A 22,722-nucleotide genomic window follows, 5' to 3' on the forward strand; every position below is an offset into this window, starting at 1 on the left:
CGACCGGGCCCGGACGCTCCCTACCCCCCTTGAGGAGTCATGTCGTGAAGAGACGGAACGTGCTGCGGGCGATCGCGATCGGGGCGCCGCTGGTCGGCGCCGGGGCGCTCGGCGCCGGGATCGCGGCGGCGGACACCGCGAACTTCAAGGTGATGGTGACCGAGCAGGTCGCGAACAAGGTGTTCGTGTTCGACAAGAACAAGGCGTTCACCGACGCGAACGCATACAAGACCTGGAGCCCCGGCACGGGCGGCTGGTCGAACCTGTCCGACTGCCGCATCCGGGACACGGCGCAGTTCGGGGCGATCGGCCTCGCGGCCGCCTCGGGCGGCAGGGTCGGGGTCTGGAACATCACCGACGAGAAGCACCAGGAGCTCAACGACGTGCTGTGGAGCGCCACCCCCGGTGGCAATCCGCATGCGCTGGAGCGCATCCCGAACGTCGGCGCGTTCGTGGCGGCTTCGTCCGACGGATACCTGACAGTGTACGGCCCCACCAAGGTCTCCGATCCGTCGACGCTCGCCAAGGTGCAGACCGTGTCGCTGCCCGGCGCGCACGGGGTCGTCTGGGACCCGAACAACAATCTGCTGTGGGCCTGCGGGAACAAGGTCGTCCAGGCGTACACCGTGAGCGGGACGTACCGGAACGTCCGCCTCAAGGCGCACAGCAAGAAGGTCGCCCTCTCGGGCCTCGGCCACGACCTCCAGGCGGACTTCTCGAACTCGTCGCTGCTCCAGGTCTCGGACTCGTACGGGGTGTACTCGGTCAACAAGACGACCCTCGCGAAGACGACGCTGCACACCACGACGCGCATCAAGGCGTACGTGAAGATGGCGGGCGGCGAGCACTTCTACGTGCGCGGCGACAATGCCGGCTCGCGCGACTGGGGCAGCCCCACGGTCGTGTTCTCGCAGTCCACCGACCGGACCCGGACGGGCGCGGAGTTCTACAAGGCGCGGTACTACACCACCGCGTACAACTAGAGCGGCGCCTCGCGGGCGGCGTCAGGAGAGCTCGACGCGGTCGCCGGTGCGCACGGTGCCGGTGGCGATGACGTCGGCGTAGAAGCCGAAGCAGGTGGCGCGGCCGTAGCCGGGGACGTCGATGCGGTGGTTCGCGGCGAGGGTCTTGAGCAGGCCCGGGTCCGCGGGAGCGTCGGGGCCGTGGGCGATCGACGGGATGATGCAGCGCGGGGTCGGGAGCGCGGCCTCCAGGACCACGTCGTCGCCGATCGTGATCCGCTGCCCCGGTGCGGGGTCGGCGGGGAGGTCGAGGATCAGGTTGGGGCGGAAGCGGCTCGGGTCGACCGCCGCGCCGTGCTCGGCCGCGAGCCGCGCCAGGGCGCCGGTGGTGACGAGGTGGAGCGGCCCGAAGTCGAAGAAGCGGCCGTCGGCGGCGCCGCGGACCGGCTGGACGTCCTCGCCGCCGGGCTCGGCGTCGGCGGCCCACTCGGGGATCATGCCCGGCTCGTCGGGCCACCAGTGGTGGCGCTTGACCTGCGCCGGAGCGGTCCGGGTGAGGCGGACCGGGCGGCCGAGCCAGGCGGAGAGCGCCGCGTCGGCCTCCGGGGTGCCGGCGGTGACGGGCGCGCCGCCCGGCACGGTCAGCTGGACCTCCGATTCCCCTTGGCCCGCAAGGTAAACGGCCGTGACGTCGAGGAGCGCGCCCCACAGGCGCGGCTGCTTGCCGGTGCCGATCGTGCCGTCGGCGTCGAAGCACGCCCACGTGCGGTCGCCGTCCAGGCCACGCGTGCCGATCGCGGTCTCGGTCAGGTGCTCGGCGGCGGCGGACTTGAGGGGGTGGCGGCGGATCGCGGCGAGAGTGTTCACGGACTGCATCGTATGCCGCGCTGCCGTGCGGCAGGCCAGGTCCCGCGGCGGCCGGGCGGCGGGGCCGGGCGGGCCGAGTGGACCGGGGCTGGAGGGCCCGGCCAGAGCGGGCCCGCGACGACGTACGGGCGAGCCCGCGGCGTGAACGGCGCGGGAGTGGTCCGCGTCAGCCCTGCTCCGCGAAGGCGAAGAGGACCGGCGACTCCTTGATCTGGTCCGGGAGTTCGAGGGACCACTCGACGCCGCCGTCGTAGTCGACGAAGGACGCGGTGCCGCCGTCGCGCGAGACGTACCCGTCGGCCTGGAGCGTCGTGCAGGACGACGTGGAGCCGGAGCTCGCGGCCTCGCCGGTGTGCAGGTCGATCACGCGCGTGCCCGCTTCGGCGTGGGGCGTGAAGCCGCCCTTGAAGGCGCCGTAGGGGCCGTAGTCGTCGACGACGCACGCGTAGCGGCCGGTCGGGTCGACGCCGACCAGGCCGATCACGAGCGGCTCGGCGCCGGTGAGGCCGCCGACCCGGATGGTCTCCAGGACCGTGCCCTCGGCGTCGATCCGGTAGAGCTCCGAGACGTCGAGGTTGTGGTAGAGCGCCTGGGCCGTGCCGTCCTCGGCGGTGTACCAGCGCAGGCGGCATCCCACCGGTTGCAGGTCCACAGTGGTCGGCAGCTGGCCGGCCTCGGGCGAGAACCACTCGGCCTCGCCCCACGCCTGCACGGGCATCGGGGTGGTGTCGCCGATGGCCGCGCCGGACTCCGCGCCCCAGACGGCGCCGCGGTGGACGAGGAGCGCGGAGCCGTCGGCGAGCCAGGTCGGGTCGATGCAGGCGTGGTCGAGGGGGTACGCGGCGGCGGTGGTGATCTCGCCGGTCTCGAGGTCGCCGAACTTCAGGGACGCGTTCGGGGAGGCGCCCTCGATCCAGGCCGCGGTGCGCTGGCGGGGGTCGATGGTGAGGGTGGCGCGCAGGACGGTGCCGACGTCGCCTTCGGCGTCCCACACGCCGGAGAGGTCGAGCACGGGTTCGGCGGCGGGCGCCTCGCCGGGGTCGGCGCCGGGCTCCCAGCGGTAGAGGCGGTGGTCGTCGCCGAGGCCGTAGAAGACGGCGTCGTCGGCCTCGTCGCGGTCGGCGGCGGGGTCGCAGGCGGCGGTGGCGAGCAGGGCCAGGGCGGCCCCGGCGACCGCGGCGCGGGTCCTGGTGCGCGTCATGTGGTCCTCCTTCGTCAGCCGGCCCGGTAGGTCCCGGCGTCCTTGTCGGCCATGCCGTGTCGGGCGATGAGGTCGAGCCAGGCGAGGTAGTTCGCCGAGGACGCGGTGGGGTCGATCCGCTCGGCGCCGAACGCCTCGCGCAGGGCCTGGAAGCCGCGCGTGGTCTGCGGGCCGAAGTCGCCGTCGATCGCCATGTCCGTGATGCCCGCGAGATCCCTTGCGGCCCACTGGATGATCGTGGTGTCGGTCTGGTAGTCCCAGTCGGCGGCGACGGCGCGGCGGCCGCGGTCGACGTGGATGTGGTTCCAGTGGGAGCCGTCCGGGTCGTTGTGGCAGTGGAGGACGGTGCCGAAGTGCTTGCGGCAGACCGCAATCACGGCGAGGTAGCGGCGCCTGAGGTAGCGGCGGCGCTCGCGCCCGTGCTTGGCCGTGTCCACGTAATGGCCTGAGCCCCAGTCGAACCGGGTGAAGTCGATGGCGGCGCCGTAGCGGTGGTAGCCGGGCTTGCAGACCTTCGCGCCGGCGACGCCGGTCCACTGGTAGCCCCACGGGCCGTCGCTGCGCGCGTGCGCCTGCCCGAGGGCGTGGAGGTCGCGCATGACGCGGCCGGCCTGGGTGTGCGTCTCCTCGTGCATCGTGAAGGAGGTGACCGAGGGGTGCACGCCGTACCCGGTGTCGCTGAAGGCGGTGCGGTAGCGCATCTTCCAGGAGGTGTCGTAGAGCCAGTCGCGGGTGATGTCGGGGAGCTCGCAGCTCGACCTGGCGAACGCCTTGCTGCTGCTGGGGAATGCCATGGGTCCTCCTCCGCGCTACCGGTGCCCTCTGATGTGGATGGTGGTGCCGTCGGTCTCGAGTCGCAGCCCGGGCCGCCCGGGGACGGCGAGGACCTGGCCGAGGCAGGCGCAGTCGCGGGCCGCGCCGCCGGGCCCGGTCTCGGTCCCGCCGTCGGCGAAGCGGGTCTCGGTGATCGTGCCGTCCCGGTCGGAGTAGAGGCTGACGTGCGCGTCGCCGGCGACGGCGGCCATCGGTCGGCCCGCGCCCGCGACCGTCCCCGCGGGGGCGAGGACGAGCGCGGGGGACGCGGACTCGGTGAGGCGGCCGGTGTAGGCGAACTGGGTGCCGGCGCCGTCGGCGACGGCCGCGAAGAGGCCGCGGTCGGTCTCGGCGAGGACGGTGCCGTAGCCCTCGCCGAGGCCGGAGGCGAGCGGCTGCTCGGTCCAGGTGCGGCCGCCGTCGGCGCTGACGGCGAGGTGGCTGCGGGAGAGGACGGCCAGGTGCTCGTCGGGGCCGCCTTCGATCGCGACGGCGAGGCCGTTGCCGAGCGGGGTGGCGGCGGTGGCGATGCCGGAGCGGATGGCCTCGGGGACGGGCAGGTCGACGTACGCGCCGACGCCGTCCCGGACGCGCACGAGCGCGGGCCGGGCGCGGTCGGGCGCGAGTTCCCTCGCGCCGGTGACCCACAGGATCGCGCCGGCCGCGGCCATCGAGTGGGGCGTGAAGTCGGCGGGCAGCGGCAGCGGGAGCGGCGGCCCGAGGACGCCGGTGACGGTCTCCGCGCTCTCGACGGGTTCGAGGACGCGGAGGGCGTGGCCGGCGTCGGGTTCGGCGGTGAGCACGAGGAGCTCGCCGTCCCGGCCGGTCCAGCCGGCCGCGGCGGCGCAGACCTGCGGGTTCCCGGCGGCGCGGGCGGGCCGCGCCGGGACCCCCGCGGCTCCGGCGACGAGGGCGGCCGCTCCGGTGAGGACGGTGCGGCGGGTCAGGCGCGGAGTGGCGCCTGCGCTACCAGTGAAGGCCATGGGAGCACTATGACCAATGATGCTGCCTTATACGGCCGAATCGCGAACTTTCATTCCATAGTGGTATTGCAATCCGGATCGGTGCGTGATCACAGCCAGACGAGGGCGGCCAGGCCCGCGGCCGTGGCGGTGACGGCGAGGACGGCGCCGGCGGCGGTGAACCGGCCGATCGGCACGCGGAGGCGCTGGTCGGCGGGCACCCCGGGGCGGCGGCCGGTGACGAGGTCGAACCAGAGCAGCGTCGCCATGGAGGCCCACGGCAGGACCAGCGGGCCGACGTTGGTGCCGATGAGGGCGGCGAGGAGCGCGTCCTCGCGGCCCGGCGGGATCACCGATTCGACGGCGGCGTAGGCGGGCAGGTTGTTGACGAGGTTCGACAGGCCGGCACCGGTGAGGCCCGCGCGGAACACGCCCGCGTCCCCCGCGCCGGTGCCGGCGAGGGCCGAGACGAGGGCGTCGCCGCCGTGGCGCATGAGCGCGGGCACGACCAGGAACAGGCCGGCGGTGAGGACGAGGAGCCGCCACGGGATGAGGTCCCAGGACAGGAGGTCGCGGCGGCGGCGCAGGCAGTGGGCGACGAGGACGGCGGCCGCGGCGGTGGAGACGAGCTGGATCGGGACGTCCGCGACGACGGCGGCGACGAACCCGGCGCAGACCGCGGCGGCGGTCCAGAAGAGGCGGCGGTCGGCGATGCGCGGCGACCGGGCGGGGACGAGGTAGCGGTCGCGTTCGCGGTGGCGGCGCCGCCAGAACCCGAGCCAGAGGCAGAGGGCGGTGACGGCGAGGACGGCGAGCTGCGGGGCCCACATGCGGGCGGCGAACGCGAGGGGGTCGAGGCCGATGCGGTCGGCGGCGAGGAGGTTCGTCAGGTTCGAGACGGGCAGGAGGAGGCTCGCGGTGTTCGCGAGCCAGACGGTCGTCATGGCGAGCGCGAGCGCGGGGGCGCGGGTGGCGGCGGCGAGGGCGAGCATGACCGGGGTGAGCAGGACGATCGTGGTGTCGAGGTTGAGGAAGACGGTGGTCGCGGAGGCGAGGAGGACGCAGCAGGCGAACAGCGCGGCGTGGCTGCCGCGCCCGGCGCGGGCGAGGCCGAGCGCGGCCACGTCGAACAGCTGGGACGCCTGCACGATCGCGACCATGACCATGACGGTGCCGAGGAACAGCACGAGCGGCGCGACGCGCCCGAGGCTCGCGAGGGCGTCGCCGTTCGGGAGCGCCCCGGTGGCCCAGCACAGCAGCCCGGCGGCGAGGACGCCTAGGCTGACGAGGTCGAGCCGGTCGAGGCGGAGGCGCCGCACGCGCGTCGGGGTTTCGGTCACCGGGCCAATGGTAGGAACGCCGCGGCCCGGCGGCCACGGTCAGTGACCGGGTCGTCGGGCCGCGGGATGGCCGTGCCCCGGCGGCGAGAGCTCGTCTCGCCGCCGGGGCGTTCCAGCGCGGCGCCCGGGCTGGACACCGGCGGGCCGGTGGCGGTCGTCGCTTCGCAGGACTCAAGCCGATCGCGCAGCGCCAGGGCATGACCGTGGGCGAGCTCGCCGGGCACGTCAAGGGCGAGTTCCTCGGCGGTGCCGCGGACCTCGCGGAGGCGCGTGCGGCTCAGCCCTTGGTCACCGTGAGCTTGTCGCCGAGGTCGGTGGTGCCGACCTTGACGGTGTCGCCGTCGGTGATCTTGCCTTCGAGGAGCTCGCGGGAGAGCGGGTCGCCGATGGAGGACTGGATGAGGCGGCGCAGCGGCCGGGCGCCGTAGACGGGGTCGAAGCCGCGGTCGGCGAGCCAGGACTTGGCGGCGTCGTTCACGTCGAGGCGCAGGCGCCGGGCCTCCATGCGGCGCTCGAGGTGGCCGAGCTGGACGGTGACGATCTCCTTCAGGTGGTCGTGCTCGAGGGCGTGGAAGATGACGATCTCGTCGAGCCGGTTGAGGAACTCGGGCTTGAAGTGGTTGCGGATCGCGGCGAGGACCTGGTCGCGCTTGGCGGTCTCCTCCAGGAGCGGGTCGACCAGGGCCGAGGAGCCGAGGTTCGAGGTCATGATGAGGATGACGTTGCGGAAGTCGACGGTGCGGCCCTGGCCGTCGGTGAGGCGGCCGTCGTCGAGGACCTGGAGGAGCGTGTCGAAGACCCGCGGGTGGGCCTTCTCGACCTCGTCGAGCAGGACGACGGAGTACGGGCGGCGGCGGACCGGTTCGGTGAGCTGGCCGCCCTCCTCGTAGCCGACGTAGCCGGGCGGGGCGCCGATGAGGCGGGCGACCGAGTGCTGCTCGGTGTACTCGCCCATGTCGATGCGGATCATGGCGCGGTCGTCGTCGAACATGAACTCGGCCAGGGCCTTCGCGAGCTCGGTCTTGCCGACGCCGGTGGGCCCGGCGAAGATGAACGAGCCGGTGGGCCGGTTCGGGTCGGAGAGGCCGGCCCGGGCGCGGCGGAGGGCGTCGGAGACGACGGTGACCGCTTCGAGCTGGCCGACGACGCGCTCGCCGAGGACGTCCTCGGCGTGGAGGAGCTTGTGGGTCTCGGACTCCTGGAGGCGCCCGGCGGGGATGCCGGTCCAGGACGAGACGACGTCGGCGATCTCGTCGGCGTCGATCTCCTCCTTGAGCATCGGCTGGTGGGCCGGGTCGGTGTCGGCGGTGGCGAGCTCGGCCTCGGCCTCCTGGAGCTGCTGCTCGAGTTCGGGGATGCGGCCGTAGCGCAGCTGCGCGGCCTTCTCCAGGTCGTACTCGCGCTCAGCGCGCTCGGCCTGGGTCTTGAGGTCGTCGAGCTCCTCCTTCAGCTCGGAGACCTTGCCGATGCGGCCCTTCTCGGACTCCCACTGGCGGGAGAGGGCGGCGAGGCGCTCGCGCTCGTCGGCGAGCTCGCGCTGGAGGTGGGCGAGGCGCTCGGCGGAGGCCGGGTCGTCCCGCTCGTTCTGGAGGGCGGTCTCCTCGATCTCGAGGCGGCGCACGGCGCGCTCGATGGTGTCGATCTCCTCGGGGCGCGAGTCGATCTCGATGCGCAGGCGGGACGCGGCCTCGTCGACGAGGTCGATGGCCTTGTCGGGGAGCTGGCGGTCGGGGATGTACCGGGCCGAGAGCTGGGCGGCGGCGACGAGGGCGGAGTCGGTGATGCGGACGCCGTGGTGGACCTCGTAGCGCTCCTTGAGGCCGCGCAGGATCGCGACGGTGTCCTCGATGGACGGCTCGCCCACGTACACCTGCTGGAAGCGGCGTTCGAGGGCGGCGTCCTTCTCGATGTGCTCGCGGTACTCGTTGAGGGTGGTGGCGCCGATCATGTGGAGCTCGCCGCGGGCCAGGGCCGGCTTGAGCATGTTGCCGGCGTCGAGGGAGCCCTCGGACTTGCCGGCGCCGACCATAGTGTGGAGCTCGTCGATGAACGGGATGATCTCGCCGTCGGAGGACTTGATCTCCTCCATGACGGACTTGAAGCGCTCCTCGAACTGGCCGCGGTACTGGGCGCCGGCGATCATGCTGGCGAGGTCGAGGAGGATGACGCGGCGGTCGCGCAGCGACTCGGGGACGTCGCCGGCGACGATGCGCTGCGCGAGGCCCTCGACGATGGCGGTCTTGCCGACGCCGGGCTCGCCGATGAGGACCGGGTTGTTCTTGGTGCGGCGGGACAGGACCTGGATGACGCGGCGGATCTCGGTGTCGCGGCCGATGACCGGGTCGACCTTGCCGGAGCGGGCGGTCTCGGTGAGGTCGACGCCGTACTTCTCGAGCGCCTTGTAGCCCTGCTCGGGGTCGGAGGAGGAGATCTTGCGGTCGCCGCCGCGCAGGGTGGGGAAGGCGCTGATGAGCTTCTTGTCGGTGGCGCCGAGCTCGGTGAGGTGGCGGCCGGTCTCGCCGCCGGCCTGGGCGAGGCCGGCGAGGAGGTGCTCGGTGGAGACGTACTCGTCGCCGTAGTCGGAGGCGATCTTGTCGGCGGCGTTGATGGCGCGCAGGGACTCCCGGGCCATGGACGGCTCGGAGACGGACGGGCCGGAGGCGGACGGGAGCTCGTCGATGCGGCGCTCGGTCTCGGCCGAGACGGTGCCGGGGGTGACGCCGACGAGCTGGAGGAGTCCGGGCGCGGTGGAGCCGTCGACGGTGAGGAGCGCGTCGAGGAGGTGCCAGGGCTCGACGGCGGGGTTGCCGTTCGCGGCTGCGGTGCGCGCGGCCTGGGAGATCACCTCGCGGCTCTTGGTGGTCAGGCGGTTGACGTCCACTGCGGTCTGCCTTCCTCTCGCTGGTTCGCTCGTGGGGGCGGCTCGGATGCCGGGTCCGAGCGGCCTCGGCGGCCGGATGCCGGGCCGCCAAGTTGAGTCTAGACGGCTCAAGTTTTAACGGTGAACTTACGGCGTTCGCCCTCAGCGAACCCGCGGGCGAATTCCGGGCAAGCGTAAAGCCCCGAGCCCGGCGGGCTCGGGGCTTTCCAGTTCCGGGCGCTACTTGCGGGCGCCGGTGAGGCCGAAGATCGACTTGATCTTGGCGAGGAGGCCGGGCTTGGCCTTCTCGGACCCGGCGTCGGTCGTCTCGATCGCGGGCGCCTCGGCCTGGGACGGGACGGCCTTCTCGGGGTCGGCCGCCGCCTCCTCGGGCTCGTCGATGGCCTCGGCCACCGGCGCGGTGGTCGCGGCGTCGGTGGGCGCCGCCTCCGAGGGCTTCTCGGACTCGGCGACCGGCTCGAGCTCCTCGACGGGCTCCTCGGCGGGCGCGGTGACCGGCTCGGGGTCGGCAGCGGCGGCGGGCTCGGGCTCGACGTCCGCGGTCGCGGCGGCGGTCTCGGCCTCGGGCTCGGCCGCGACCTCGACCGCGGGCTCCTCGACGGCCGCGGGGGTCTCGTCGGCCGCGGCCGCGGGGGCCTCGGCCTCCTCGGCGGCGGCCTCTTCGGCCGCGTCTTCGTCCTCGGCTCCGGCGACGAGTAGGGCGCGGAACTCGGCGACGGTGAGGACCGGGACGCCGGCCTCCTCGGCCTTCTTCAGGCGCGCCTCGGTGGGCTTGACGGTGTCGTCGACGACCAGGTGGGTCACCGTCTTGGTGAACTGTTTGGCGAGCGCGACATCGGCGTCGGACTCGGCGATCGCGCGGGCGGTGTCGGCGTCGGGGCCGGTGCCCAAGACGATGATCCGGACCTTATCTCCCGTCTTCGTCGGCACGGGGACCTCCCTTATTCGTGATTCTGCGGCTGCGGGGCACTGCGGGCCAGAGGGCCAGGCTCTTGTTCGAAAGCGTACCGGGTGTCCGGGTCGGCGCGGCCCAGCGGCGAGCCTTTATTCCCCGCGGACGCCGCCTCTTCGCTGGAGGGCCGCCTCGATCCCGGCGACGCGGTCCGAGAGCAGCGTGATGGCGCCGACCGCCCTCGACATTGGATCGTCGCCGCCGCCGCCCAGGGTCTGCTCGCGCCGGAACGCGTCCTTGACGGCCGCCCAGCGCGCCTCGCGCTCGGGCGTGAGGCGCCCGCGCAGCTCGCCGAGTTTGAGCAGGTTCGACTCCGCGCCGGAGGCGAGCGTCTGCGCCTCGCCCGCGTAGTGGTCGTCGATCACCGCTTCCAGCTCCTCGTCGTTCATGACCGGGACGACGCGCTCGGCGAGCCGGTTCATGTTCCGGTACGAGCCCTGGAGCAGGAACGGCGGCTCGGTGCGCGCGGCGTCGTCGGTCGCCGCCGACGCGATGTACGCGAGGTTGTTGCGCAGCACGGTCTCCTGGATGCGCAGGAGCTTGCGCAGGACCGACAGGACCTGGTCGAGCTCGCCCGCCGAGTACGGGTGCGCGAGGCCCTCGGGGGCTGCGGTCGGGTCCCCGGCGGCGAGGCGGAGGAGCAGCTGCACGTCGGCGCGGCCGCGCCCGGCGAGCGGGGCGGTCACCTGGTTCGAGGTGAGCGCGTTCTCGATGTACGACTGGGCGAAGACCTGGTCGCGTCCGGAGAGGACGTCGCCGAGGTTCCACACGTCGGCGCGGTTGGCGAGCATGTCGGGGATGCGGAACTTCTGGCCGGCCTCGGTGTACGGGTTGCCGGCCATGCACACCGCGAACCGCTTGCCGCGCAGGTCGTACGTGCGGGTGCGGCCGTTCCAGACGCCCTCCATCTTCCGCTGGGCGTCGCACAGCGAGATGAACTTCTGGAGCAGCTCGGGGTTGGTGTGCTGGATGTCGTCGAGGTAGAGCAGGACGTTGGAGCCGCATTCGAGCGCGAAGTTGATCTTCTGGACCTCGGCGCGGGCGGTCGCGTTCGGCGCGTCGGCCGGGTCGACCGAGACGGTCTCGTGCCCGAGCGCGGGGCCGTTGACCTTGACCAGGAGCATCCCGAGCCGGTCGGCGACGTACTCCATGAGGGTCGTCTTGCCGTAGCCGGGCGGGGAGATGAGCATGAGCATGCCCGACTGGTCGGTGCGCCGGCCCTCGCCTGAGCCCGCGCCGACCTGCTTGGCGAGGTTCGCGCCGATGAGCGGCAGGTACACGTCGTCGATGAGCTGGTTGCGCACGAACCCGGCCATCGTCTTGGGCTTGAACTCCTCGATGCGGAGCGTGCGGCGGTGGCGCTCGATGAGGTCGGCGCGGCGGCGCTGGTAGGCGCGGTAGCCGGGGAGCACGGTGCGGCGGAAGCGCCCGGTGCGCGCCAGGAACTCGTCCAGGCGGAGGGTCAGGACGCGGTTCTCGATGCGCGCGTGGGTGCCGAGGAGCCCGGGGACGGCGGCGGTGAGCTCGGCGTCGAGGTCGGCGGCGTCGCCGGGGGCGGTCAGGAGCGCGAGGGCCTCGGGGAGGTCGGCGCGGTCGAAGCGGTCGGTGTCGGCTTGCGCGATGAACGCGTCGAGCCAGTTCCACGCCAGGCCCCACTTGAGGACGAGGTCGCCGAGGGCGGCGAGGTCGTCGTCCAGGGCAGCCCGGGCGGCGGGTCCGACGTGGTTCGCGAAGGCCGCGAGGAGGGCGCGGGCCCGGCCGGAGGCGGCGAAGGCGGTGCCGGAGGCGAGCTGCTCGGCGAGGTACTCGGCGGCGAGGCCGGTGTCGGGGGCGAACGCCTCGGTGCGCAGGGCGGGGGCGGCGGCGAGGAAGCCGCCGAGGGCGGCCTCCAGGTCGGCGACGAGTCCGGCCATGACGTCGGCGCGGCCGAAGGTGTCGCGGGCGCGCGCGAGCGAGCGGGCCTGGGCGCTCCAGGCCGCCTGGCGCTCCTTGCCTTCGGCGTCGCCGCCGGCCGCGTGCCAGAACAGGCGCGCGAGGGCCCGCTCGGCGGCGGGGTAGCGGAGCAGGCCGGCGCGCTGGTGGAGACGCAGCGCCTCGGCGAGGATCGCGGCGGCGTCGGCGTCGTGGACGCCGCGCTCGTAGCCCTCGTCGTAGCGTTCTGCGGCGGCCGCGGCGACGAACTTCGGCAGGTCCGCCTCGGCGAGGAGCTTCGCGGCGCCGTGCTCGGCGAGGAGGGCCGCGGCCAGGTGCTCGGACCGGTAGACGTCCGCGTTCTCCGAGGGCAGGAACTGCTGCCAGTACGGCTTGGTCTCGGCGAAGCCGGGGTCGTCCACGACGTGCCGGTAGTCGGTGCCGGTGAGGGAGAACGCGAGCGCGTCGCCGCTGGGGACGAGCGTCAGGTCCAGGGGCTGGGTGTTGACCGGGATGCGGTGCTCGCCGAACTTGACGGCGTCGCCGTCGAAGAGGTCGATGCGGTCGGTCAGGGCGCGGCCGGCCTCGGCGCGGGCGGCGGCGATGCGGCCCTCGATCTCCTCGGCGCGCACGGTGTCGTCGAGGCCGCGGAGCTCGCCGACGACCTTGCGGAGGCGCTCGACCATCGGGTCGGTCGCGAAGTAGGTGTTGACCTCGTCCAGTGAGGACAGTGCCTGGGTGCGGCGGGCGACGGCTTCGAGGATGCGGTCGGCGGAGGCGGCGAGCTGCTCGGCGCGGCGGGCGGCCTCGTCGAGGAGGTGCTGCTTGCGGGAGGAGAACGCCTCGTAGACGTCGGTGCGCTTGTCGGCGAGCTGAGCGAGGAACTCGTCGAAGTCGGCGAAGCGGGTCTCGAGGTTCTCGATGGCGAGCAGGAGGCGGCCGAGCTGCTCGTCGCAGGCGGCGGGGGTGTCGGCGGCGCTGATCGCGGCGGTGACGGACTGGCCGAGGAGCGCGAACTCGGCGGCGAACTCGGCCCTGCCCTCGCCGACGGCGAGTTCGCGGCGGCGCGCGGCGAGGGCGGCGCGGGCGCGGTTGACGGCGGCGAGGACTTCGGAGACGCGCCCGAGGATCGCGGTGCGCACGACGGCGTCGCCGATGTCGAGGTTCGCGACGACCTCGGTGAGCGTCTCGAGGCCCTGCTGGCGGGCGTCGAGGTCGTCGAGGACGGGGTTCGCCTCGGCGACCGTGGCGATGGCCTCGGCCTTGCGTTCGAGGTCGGCGATCTGCTCGTGGTAGGCGGTGAACGCGTCGTCTCGCTCCAGGAACGCGACGGCGCGGCGGCCGGTGGCAGCGAGCGACTCGGCGACGTCGGCGGCGAGGGCGTCGATGCCGCCGAGGTCGATGTAGCGGGTCTCGCGGAGGGTCACGAGGTGCCCGGAGGCGCCGCGGAGCTCGGTGAGGAGCCCGACCCACTCCTCCGCGGTCTTGGGGGTCTCGCCGCGGGCGCGGCGCAGGAGCTTGACCGTGTCGGTCCGGGCCTGTTCGAGGGCCTGCTCGGCTTCGGCGGTGAGCTCGGCGACCGTGGCGTACTCGTCGAGGACGGCCTCGGCGGTGTCCCTGACCTGCTTGAGGGTCTCGTCGAGGCCGTGGAGGCCCTCGTCGCCGAGCCAGGGGTAGTCGTCGAGGCAGCGGACGGCGGCGGCGATGAGCGCTTCGAAGACGGCCTGCGCGGGCTGCATCTCGCGGACCATGCGGGCCACCGAGAGCGCGTCGGAGACGGCGCGGACGGCCTCGGCGTTGCCGATGCGGTGGATCGGGGTGTCACCCGACTCGGTTTCGGCTGCATGGGACTCGGAGCAGAACGGGGTGGCCCACACCTGCATGGGGTGGACGCGGGTGGCCTCGTCGCCGCTGGCGCGGAAGGCGACGAGGGTGCCGTCGTCGAAGACCGCGTAGCCGTGGACGCTCATGGGCGCCGCGACCTCCTTGCGGATCACGTTGTACGGCAGCAGGAGCGAGCGGCCCTCGGCCTGGTCGTAGAAGACGTAGAGGACGTCCTCGCCGTTGGGCGAGCGGATGACCTTCTTGAAGCGCAGGCCGGCGCTGTCGTGGTCGAAGGTCTTGAGCCTGCCCTCGTTGAGGTAGTAGCCGCCGGGGAAGATGAGGCCGTGGTCCTCGGGCAGGCGGCGGCAGGCGGCGCCGATCGCGTCGGCGCGCACCACCGTGGCGGTGCGGGTGTTGTAGACGAGGTGGCGGGCGACGGTCTCCTTGTACGGGAGGATGCGCAGGAGGATCAGGGGCCCGATGCGCGCGTAGGCGATCTCGGCGTCGGCGAGGGACTGGAGGGGCTCGGCCACGGGCTCGGAGTAGAGGCCCTCGCCGGAGTCGGTGTTGTCCTCGATCTTGACGGTGAGGTCGCCGTTGACGCACTCGACGAAGATCTCGTCCTCGATCGAGACGTGCGGGTGGCGGCCGGTGACGTGGTGCTCGCGGGTGGTCTGGATCCACTCGAAGTCGTACGGCTCGGGCCAGACCGCGTCGGCCTCGCCGCGGGCGTCGATGTAGTCGGCGGTGCCGTCGGGGCGGAGCTGCCAGCGCAGCACGCGCTGGTCGGCGAGCTGCTCGCCGATCTTGAAGACGGCGAGGAGGCGGGTGTCGACCTCGCGGACCTGGAGGAGCTCGGCGGAGCGGTAGTAGCGGTAGATCTCGGTGAAGTCCGCGGTGAACTTCGGGTCGTCGAGGAGGTGGCCGGGCTCGGCGACCTCGGTGAACTCGAAGTTCCCGCTCTCGCGCCCGAAGTCGTGGAGGGCGAAGACGTCGGCGACGCCGGTCTGCGACTTGAGTCCCATGTGGACGTTGTAGCCGAAGAGGAGCCGGTCGCCGACGCGGGCGATGTCGCGGGGGACGCAGTTGTTCGCGGTGCGGATGCGCGTGGTGCCCAGGAGGGTGAGCTCGGTGGAGCCGAACGCGCCGGTGCGGGCGGCGTTCAGGGCCTCGGCGCGGTCGGCGAGTTCGGCGGCGTAGCCGGCGAGGCGGGAGGAGAGGACCTCGTAGGTGCCGCCGTCGAGGGAGGAGTCGAGCGGGGCGGCGGGGGCCTGCTCGGGCGCGGCGGTGGTCTCTTCGGCCATGGGTTCCCCTGGGAGCGTTGGGATCGGATGCGGCGTTCCGGCGGAGCGGGACTCGGGTGCGGACGCGGGGGCGGCGTCGGCGGCGGGCTCGGGTGCGGCGGTCGGGCGGCCGCCGCGGCCCGCCGCGGGCCCCTGGGGTGGCGGGGCCCGCGGCGGGCTGCGGACTAACGGGCGGCGACCTCGACCGCGGGGCGCTCGGCGACGCCGAGTTCGCGGGCCTTGGTCAGGAGGCCGCTGAGGGAGCCTTCGTCGCCGCCGCCCTGGATGAGCTTGAGGAGCGCGGCGGAGACGGTGAGGTTCTTGACGTCCTCGGTGCCGATCCCGGCGAGGACGCCCTTGAGGTCCTCCGCGAACGACGTGGAGCCGTTGCCCCAGGCCGCGACCGCGGTCTGGGCGACGTCGGAGTGGGCGACGAAGCCGTCGACGGCCTTGCCGTAGCCGATGGCGCCGACGACCCGGTCGAAGAACTGGGTGTCGCCGCCGACCAGGGAGATGTCGGCGTTCGACAGGCCCGCGGAGATGACCCCGGCCTGCTGCTCGGCGATGGACCGGCGCGCTTCGATCTCCATGGCGCGCAGCTCCTTCTCGGCCTCCAGGCGGAGGCGGTACTCCTCGTGCTCGCGGGAGGCGTTCGAGAGCGCGTCCATCGCGACGGCCTTCTCGGTGAGGCCGGCGGACTCGGCGAGGAGCTTCTCGCGCAGGGCGTTCGCCTCGGCGGTGCCCTTCGCGGCGGTCGCGGACGCCTCGGCCCTGCCGATGGCGGCCTGGGCCTCGGCCTCGGCCTTGCCCTTCGCCTCGGCGGCCTTCGCCTCGGCGAGCCCGCCCTTCTCGATCGCGTCGGCCTCGGCCTCGCGGACCTGGACCTCGGCGAGGCCCGGGGCGGCGGCGAGGGCCTGGTCGCCCTCGGCCTGGCGCATCTTGGCGCGGGCCTCGAGCTCGGCGGCCTGCTGGGCGGCCTCGGCCTCGGTGAGGCGCTGGCGGGCGAGGTGCTTGGCGGCGACCTCGGCAGCCTCGGCGGCCTTGATGTCCTTGACGAGGTTCTCCTGCGCCTCGGCCTCGGCGAGGATGATGACGCGCTGGCGCTCGCGCTCGGCCTCCTCGGTGGCGCGCAGGCGCTTGATGCCCTCCTCCTGCTCGGCGACGGTCTTCTCGACGGCGATGCGCTCGCGGATGACGTCGGCGATCTCGCGCTTCTGCGCCTCGAGCTCCTTGTTGGCGGCGATGCGGGCGAGCTCCTCCTCGCGCTCGCGGGCGACGACCTCGAGGACGCGGTCCTTCTCGATGCGCTCGGTCTCGACGGCGAGGACGCGCTCGCGGTTCTTCTCGGCGACGGCGATCTCGCGGAGGCGGTTCTCGTGCTGGATGCCGGTGGCCTCCTCGGTCTTGATGCGCGCGGTCTCGCTCTTGAGGCGCTCCTCGGCCTGGACCTTCTGGACCTCGGCGGACTCGCGGGCGCGGAGGGTCTCGATCTCGCGCTGCTGGCGGATCTCGGCCTCGGTCTGGCGGCGCTCGAGTTCGAGGACGGCCTCGCGGGCCTCCACGTCCTGGCGCTTGATCTCCTTCTCCTCGTTGCGGCGGTGCTCGTTCGTGGTCACCGACTCGCGGGCGGTCAGCTCGGTGATCTTGCGGATGCCCTGGGCGTCGAGGATGTTCTGCGGGTCGAGGTGCTCGACCGGGGTCTGCTCGAGGTAGTCGATCGCGGCGTCCTCGAGGGAGTAGCCGTTGAGGTCGGTGCCGATCACGTTGAGGATGCGGTCGCGGAACTCGTCGCGGTTCGTGTACAGGTCGGTGAAGTCGAGCTGCTTGCCGACGGTCTTGACGGCCTCGGAGAACTTGGCGTTGAACAGCTCCTGGAGGGTCTCCTGGTCGGAGGCGCGCTTGGTGCCGATGGCGCCGGCGACGTTGATGACGTCGTCGGCGGTCGCGTTGACGCGCACGAAGAACGTGATCGAGATGTCGGCGCGGATGTTGTCCTGGCAGATCAGGCCGTCCTTGCCCGCGCGGTTGATCTCGATGGTCTTGACCGAGATGTCCATGTACTCGGCGCGGTGGATGATCGGGAGGACCAGCGCGGAGGTGAACGAGACCTTGCGGGTGCGGAGCTTGGTGACGACGAGCGCCTGCCCGGGGGCGACCTTCCGGTAGAGCCGGATGATCATGAGCAGCAGGCCCAGGAAGATGAGCGCGGCGACCACGAGCGTGATCAGGGTAGCCGAGTTGGAGGCGTCCATTCGGTGGTTCCTAACGAGACTTCAGAGGGGGATCGTGAGTGACGGGCGTGAAAACACGATAACCAAGCCCTGCCGGTTGCGGGGTCCGCGGAATTCCCTCCGGCACGATCCGGGGGTCTAGGCCTCGACGACCTCGAGGCCCGGCGGGAGCGCGACGGGGACGACGAGGAACACCTGGTCGGCGGCGTCGTAGTCGAAGACGACGACCTTGGAGTGGCGCGCGAACAGGCTGTCGTCGATGCCCTCGGGCTCGTGCGGGGAGCGGCGCACGTTGATGAGGATCACCGCGCCCTCCTCGTCGATGACCTCGGCCTGCCCGGAGTCGAGGGTGACGGTGCCGGTGCGCACGACGCCGATCTTCCCGACGAGGTCGGCGTGGCCGGTGGCGGGCGCGTCGTCGAACAGGCGCGAGAGCGGGCGGGTGAGGAGCTTCGCGCCGAGCATGCCGACGCCGAGGCCGGCGACGAGCACGGCGATGCCGGAGGCGGCCGCGGGGATGAACACGTCGGCGCTGCGCACCCAGGTGGTGCCGAGGACGGTGACGATCCAGCCGAGGGTGATCCACAGGGACAGGACGACGGTGACCGGGACGGCGCCGAAGCCGAACGCGCCCCAGAACCCGCCGGCCTCGACCTCGGGGTCGGCCCCGCCGTCCACCGCGTCCACGTCGAGGGCGCCGACGACCACGGCGAGCCAGTACAGGACCACGACGATGAGGCCGAAGGAGAACACGACCGGAGGGAAGGAGAGGGCGATGTCCAGGAACTCACTCATGGGGCATGGGTCCTTCTCGGCGAATCCGGGGACGGTCCGGGGGCGCCGCGGGGCGGCGCTCGGGTCGCGTCGACGGTTCGGTGGGCCGTGCGCGCGGGGCGATCCGCACGCGCGGGTGGCGGGTCAGGGCACTCGCGGGTCAGCGAGATCGGGCTTGCTTCTAGGGTAATGCACGCGTCCCAGCGGGGGAAGGCTGCGCAAAGCGGACGTTCGCGCCCCGCCGCGGGGGCGTTCGCGGCGGCGCCGGGCCGGGCCGCCGCGCGAGCGGCCGCGCCGCGCCGGTCCGCGATAAGGTGTGACCGGTTGTACAGCCGCCGTCCGGGCGCGCCCGGAGCGGTCCCGAACCCGCTTGAAGGGGAGGCCCGGTGCCCGGTTTCCAGACTGCGCTGGCGAACGCGGCCGCCGCCTGCGACGCGGCCGCCGCGCGGGCCGGCCTCGCGGCCCAGCGGCTCGGCGACGCCGCCTTCCAGACCCCTGTGGACCCCGCGCTGCTGGACGCCGAGCGCCAGGTCGCCGACGCCGCGGCCGCCTCCGCGCAGCAGCTGCGCACCGATCCCGAACTGCTCCAAGCGGGCCGGATCGTCCTGCACGAGGGCCGCTCGATCCCGCTGCTGGTCCCGTTCGGCGCCCACGGGCACCTCGCGACCTCCGTGGACGCGCGCGTCGAAGGCGTCGCGGCGCTGGTGCGCACCGCGGTCCTGCACGCGGTCGCGACCCGCGAACCGAACGGCCTGCGCGTGGTCGGCATTGACACCGCGACCCTCGGCGCCTCCTTCGCGCCGCTGCGGCCCCTCGCCGACGCGGGCGTCGTCGAGGCGGTCGCGACCGACGCGCGCGCCGCCGCCGACGCCGTCGCGCTCGCCGAATCCCAAGTGGCCGAGCACATCGCGGGGAAGCGCACCGACCGGATGCTCCTGGTCGTGGCGTCCCTCGGGGACGCGCCGCGCGCCCTCGTGGAGCGGATCGACGCGGTCGCCCGGTCCGGGCTCGCCCACGGCGTCACCGTCCTCGGCTGCGGGCTGCCCGAGCTCCCGCAGGCCGCCGTCATGCACGCCGTCGGCGAGCACGTGGAGGTCACCAATCCGCCCGCGGCCCCGTTCGGCCGCGGCGACCGCCTCGCCGCGCCCGTGGCCTGGCCCGACGCCCCCGACCCGTCCTTCGTGGCCGGTGAGGCCGCGCGGCTCGCCGAGCGCGCCCGGGCCGCCGCGACCCTCACGTTCGCCGACCTCATCCCGGCCGCCCCCGAGTCCGGGGACCCCGCCCGCGGCCTCGAAGTCCTCATCGGACGCGATGCGGCCGGGGAGGTGCGGCTGCGCTTCGACGACGCCACCCCGCACTGGCTCGTCGGCGGCCGCACCGGCGGCGGCAAGACCGTGTTCCTCCTCGACGTCCTCTACGGGCTCGCGTCCCGGTACGCCCCTTCGGACCTGGCGCTGTTCCTCCTCGACTTCAAGGAGGGGGTGTCGTTCACCGAGTTCATCCCGACCGAGCGCGACCCGAGCTTCATCCCGCACGCGCGCGCCGTCGGCGTCGAGTCCGACCGCGAGTACGGCCTCGCGGTCCTCACCACCTTGAACGAGGAGATGACGCGCCGCTCGAACGTCATGAAGCGCTACGGCACCGCGTCCTTCTCGGGCCTGCGCCGGCACGAGGCGTACCCGCGGATCGTGTGCGTCGCCGACGAGTTCCAGGTCCTCCTCGCCGGGAACGACCGGGTCGCCTCCGAAGCCGTGGCGCTGCTGGAGAACCTCGCCCGCAAGGGCCGCTCCTACGGCGTCCACCTCGTGCTCGCGTCCCAGACGATCTCCGGCATCGAGGCGCTGTGGGCCAAGAAGGACTCGATCTTCGGGCAGTTCCCGATGCGCATCGCCCTCCCCGGCGCGCGCACCGTCCTGGAGCCCAACAACGACGCCGCCGCGCGGATCTCGCTCGGGCAGGTCGTCGTCAACCCCGAGGGCGGCACCGCCGGCGCCGACCGCGTCGCCCGCTTCCCCGACACCGACCCCGACGTCATGCTGCGGCTGCGCGAGCAGCTCGGCCGCGCCCACGCCGGCGTCGGCGCGCCCCGCGTCTTCTACGGCTACCGGCCCGTCCACCTCGCCGAGACCCTGCCCGGGGAGCGCCGGCCCGGCCGCGCGCTCCTCGGCCGCGAAGTGTCCCTCCACCTCGCCGCCGCGGGCGTCGACCTCGACCGGCGGCCCGGCCGCAACCTCGCCGTCCTCGGCTCCGACCACGCCGGCGGCGAAGCCCTCGAAGCGGCCGCCGAAGCCCTGGCGGGCAACGGCACCCAGGTGTGGGGCGCCGACTTCACCGGCCACGCCGACCTCCGGCACGCCGCCGCGCGGCTCGCGCCCGACGCGTTCGCCGCGGCGCTCGCCGAGATCCCCGACGGCACCGTCCTCGCCGCGTGGGGCCTCGACGCCGCCGCCCTCGACGCCAAGGGCCAGAAGGCCCTGCGCGACCTGCTGCGCACCGGGCCGGCCCGCGGCGTCCACGTCCTCGGCTGGTGGCGGAACTTCCGCCGCTTCACCGACGACATCGGCGGCACCGCCGGCCGCGAGGACGTCGCCTGCGCCCTCGTCCTCAACCTCCCCGGCAGCGAGATCATGGGCCACTTCGGACCCCAGTTCCAGCACTGGAGCCCCCGGCCCGGCCGCGCGCTCCTGGTCGACCGGCACGCCGACACCGCCGGCGGCCGCCTCGTCGTCCCCTTCACCCGCCCCGAAGGCCACGCGCCCGGCCCGCAGCGCAGCGGCGAGGGCCCCGCGATCGAGAGGACCCGCCAGTGAGCGCCTTCGACGACTACCTCGCCCAGCTCCGCCGCCTCGACGAGGCCCGCCGCACCGCCGACGAGGCCGCCGCCCGCACCGCCACCGCCGCCGAGACCCTCGGCCAGCGGACGCAGCGGATCGCCGAGCAGGCCGCCGCCCAGCGCACCGCCGTCGACGACCTCGCCCGCCAGGCCCGCACCGCGCCCCCGCAGCGCGCCGCGCCCCCCGCGCCCCTCGGCGACCCGCACGCCGAGCTCGCCGCCGCCGAGCACGACCTGGGCACCGCCGCCGCCGAACTCGAGGACGCCCGCTACCTCGCCCACCGGGCCCCGTGGCTGCCGCGCTGGCGCGCCGACGAGCGCAACGGCCTCGTCTACGGCGTGTTCGCGCTCGCGTGCGTGTTCGTGCAGCTCGCCGTCCTCCGGTTCGTGCGCGCCGACGGGCCCCTCGGGATCGCCGGTCTCGCCGCGATCCTCATCGCGGCCCCGCTCGCGGCGTTCTGCCTGGGCTGGCTCACGATCGGCGTCGCCTCCCGGCCCCGCATCGGCGACGAGCACGCGAAGCTCGAGCGGAACTTCCGCCTCGGCCTCGTCCTCTGCGGCTCGACGCTCGTCGTCGGCTGCCTCGGCTTCTTCAGCTGAGCGGGTCAGGCGTCCTTGCGGCGCTTGAGGAGGTAGACCAGGCCCACGGCCGGGAGGACGAGCGGGACGTAGCCGTAGCCGGAGCCGAAGTGGGACCACACGGACGGCTCGGGGAACCAGGCGGGGTCCGCGAAGCTCAAGGCGCCCACGGCGAGCACGCCGGCGAGTTCGACGCCGACCGCCGCGAGGGCGGTGCGGGACGCGCCGCGGACGATCGCGACCGCCGCCACGAGGTAGATGAGCGCGGCGACCGCGCTGAGGGAGAAGCTGAGCGGGGCCTCGCCGAACTTGGTCGCGACCTGGTAGCCCGCGCGGGCGCCGGCCGAGACCGCGAACACGATGTACACGAGCACGATGAGGCGGCCGAAGCCGTCGGCGAGGGTCCGCGGCGGCGCCGCCTGGGGTTCAGCCGACATGGATCTGGTACTCCCAGATCTGGTGGACGCGCAGCAGCAGCGCCGCGACGACGACCCCGGAGGCCGCCACCGTCCCGATCCCCCAGCGGCTGCGGTCGATCGACCCCCAGAACGCCGCCGCGACCGGCACCAGCATCGCGGTGACCAGGTACGAGAAGAACAGGCCCTTGCCGCCGCCCGGTTCGCCCGGGACGATCGCGATCCCGGCGACGAGCTGCGCGAGCAGGAACGCCTCGAGGACCGCGACGCCCGCGAAGTGGCGGCGCGACACCTGCCGCGAGCGGGCCGTCTCCACGAAGAACCAGGCGCCCATCGCCAGCGCGGCGGCCTGCGCGGCCAGGTAGAGCCATTCGATCACGCACCCGACGCTAATACAGGCCCGCGGCGGGGCGTCCGCGGCCGGACCGGGGAGTGGCCGCGTACGCTGACCCCCGCAACCCCGTGCGACCCTCTGACCCCCTTGGAGCCCCCGTGTCCCTCCCGCGCGCCGCCGCCGGCCTCGCCCTCCTCGCCTGGTTCGGCGTCTGCGCCGCCGTCGTCGTCTGGTGCGTCTCGTACCTGTTCTGGGGCGAGTACCGCACCGTGACCGTCCTCGACGACGGCGAGGCGCCGAACTGCGTCGGCACCTGGTGCACCGACGGGACCGCGATGCGGTCCCCCGCGACCGTCGAGACGGCATCGGGGACCGAGGAGATCACGGTCCTGGGCGACTACGAGGCCGGGACGGAGCTCCCGATGCTCATCGGCCCGCTCCCGGGCCTGGGCCTGACCTCCCGCTTCGAGGCGGTCTTCCCGCTCATCCTCGTCCTCGGGCCGCTCATCGCCTCCATCCTCGTCAACCTCGCGTTCTGGACGGGCGACCGGGACTGACC

Annotated in this window: 16 protein-coding genes; 4 read left to right on the forward strand and 12 right to left on the reverse strand. The window is 73.6% G+C overall.

Annotation, left to right across the window (positions count from 1 at the left end; all coding sequences use genetic code 11):
• Nucleotides 1–44: 44 nt before the first annotated feature.
• Nucleotides 45–983, forward strand: coding sequence for a DUF6528 family protein (locus EIW28_RS12020; RefSeq protein WP_125247944.1), 939 nt, complete (start codon nt 45–47; stop codon nt 981–983).
• A gap of 21 nt (nt 984–1,004) precedes the next feature.
• Here the strand turns inward: EIW28_RS12020 and EIW28_RS12025 are convergent, their stop codons facing one another.
• The 10 genes from EIW28_RS12025 to EIW28_RS12070 all read right to left on the reverse strand — a co-directional run bounded on the left by EIW28_RS12025 (nt 1,005) and on the right by EIW28_RS12070 (nt 18,022).
• A complete protein-coding gene (locus EIW28_RS12025) occupies nt 1,005–1,829 on the reverse strand; it encodes an MOSC domain-containing protein (protein ID WP_197717220.1) in 825 nt (274 codons plus the stop codon).
• Between the two features lie 166 nt (nt 1,830–1,995).
• Nucleotides 1,996–3,030, reverse strand: coding sequence for a hypothetical protein (locus EIW28_RS12030; protein WP_125247946.1), 1,035 nt, complete (start codon nt 3,028–3,030; stop codon nt 1,996–1,998).
• Between the two features lie 14 nt (nt 3,031–3,044).
• The gene (locus tag EIW28_RS12035) at nt 3,045–3,824 is read right to left on the reverse strand and encodes a hypothetical protein (RefSeq protein WP_125247947.1); all 780 of its coding nucleotides are present in this window, start codon (nt 3,822–3,824) and stop codon (nt 3,045–3,047) included.
• 15 nt (nt 3,825–3,839) lie between these two features.
• Nucleotides 3,840–4,826, reverse strand: a complete 987-nt coding sequence (locus EIW28_RS24210) for a hypothetical protein (RefSeq protein ID WP_158630383.1) — start codon at nt 4,824–4,826, stop codon at nt 3,840–3,842.
• 89 nt (nt 4,827–4,915) lie between these two features.
• Nucleotides 4,916–6,145 carry an ArsB/NhaD family transporter gene (locus EIW28_RS12045; RefSeq protein WP_197717221.1) on the reverse strand — a complete coding sequence of 410 codons (1,230 nt, stop codon included), beginning with the start codon at nt 6,143–6,145 and terminating at the stop codon, nt 4,916–4,918.
• A 277-nt stretch (nt 6,146–6,422) separates the two neighbouring features.
• A complete protein-coding gene (gene clpB, locus EIW28_RS12050; RefSeq protein ID WP_125247948.1) occupies nt 6,423–9,026 on the reverse strand; it encodes an ATP-dependent chaperone ClpB in 2,604 nt (867 codons plus the stop codon).
• Nucleotides 9,027–9,245: 219 nt separating this feature from the next.
• The gene (locus EIW28_RS12055; RefSeq protein WP_125247949.1) at nt 9,246–9,956 is read right to left on the reverse strand and encodes a hypothetical protein; all 711 of its coding nucleotides are present in this window, start codon (nt 9,954–9,956) and stop codon (nt 9,246–9,248) included.
• Between the two features lie 114 nt (nt 9,957–10,070).
• Entirely contained in the window at nt 10,071–15,017 is a 4,947-nt protein-coding gene (locus EIW28_RS12060; protein WP_125247950.1) for a DNA repair ATPase, read from the reverse strand.
• 164 nt (nt 15,018–15,181) lie between these two features.
• Complete coding sequence (locus tag EIW28_RS12065) at nt 15,182–17,248, reverse strand: SPFH domain-containing protein (RefSeq protein WP_125247951.1); 2,067 nt, start codon at nt 17,246–17,248, stop codon at nt 15,182–15,184.
• Between the two features lie 117 nt (nt 17,249–17,365).
• Nucleotides 17,366–18,022: an OB-fold-containig protein gene (locus EIW28_RS12070; protein WP_125247952.1), complete on the reverse strand. Its 657-nt coding sequence runs from the start codon at nt 18,020–18,022 to the stop codon at nt 17,366–17,368.
• 365 nt (nt 18,023–18,387) lie between these two features.
• On the opposite strand from EIW28_RS12070, the gene EIW28_RS12075 reads away from it, so the two are divergent.
• Both EIW28_RS12075 and EIW28_RS12080 read left to right on the forward strand, forming a co-directional pair.
• On the forward strand, nt 18,388–20,811 hold the full coding sequence (locus EIW28_RS12075; protein WP_125247953.1) for an FtsK/SpoIIIE domain-containing protein: 2,424 nt from the start codon (nt 18,388–18,390) through the stop codon (nt 20,809–20,811).
• Nucleotides 20,808–21,434, forward strand: a complete 627-nt coding sequence (locus EIW28_RS12080) for a hypothetical protein (RefSeq protein ID WP_125247954.1) — start codon at nt 20,808–20,810, stop codon at nt 21,432–21,434. The genes EIW28_RS12075 and EIW28_RS12080 overlap by 4 nt, the downstream gene beginning before the upstream one ends.
• Before the next feature lie 5 nt (nt 21,435–21,439).
• Here EIW28_RS12080 and EIW28_RS12085 read toward each other — a convergent pair whose 3' ends face one another.
• Nucleotides 21,440–21,850: a hypothetical protein gene (locus EIW28_RS12085; RefSeq protein WP_125247955.1), complete on the reverse strand. Its 411-nt coding sequence runs from the start codon at nt 21,848–21,850 to the stop codon at nt 21,440–21,442.
• Nucleotides 21,840–22,208 carry a hypothetical protein gene (locus tag EIW28_RS12090; protein ID WP_125247956.1) on the reverse strand — a complete coding sequence of 123 codons (369 nt, stop codon included), beginning with the start codon at nt 22,206–22,208 and terminating at the stop codon, nt 21,840–21,842. The genes EIW28_RS12085 and EIW28_RS12090 overlap by 11 nt, the downstream gene beginning before the upstream one ends.
• 113 nt (nt 22,209–22,321) lie before the next feature.
• Between EIW28_RS12090 and EIW28_RS12095 the strand changes: the two genes are divergently transcribed.
• Nucleotides 22,322–22,720, forward strand: a complete 399-nt coding sequence (locus EIW28_RS12095; protein ID WP_125247957.1) for a hypothetical protein — start codon at nt 22,322–22,324, stop codon at nt 22,718–22,720.
• The last annotated feature ends 2 nt before the right edge of the window (nt 22,721–22,722 follow it).

This window comes from Glycomyces terrestris, from assembly GCF_003933745.1.
GTDB classification, from domain to species: Bacteria; Actinomycetota; Actinomycetes; order Mycobacteriales; family Micromonosporaceae; genus Glycomyces; species Glycomyces terrestris.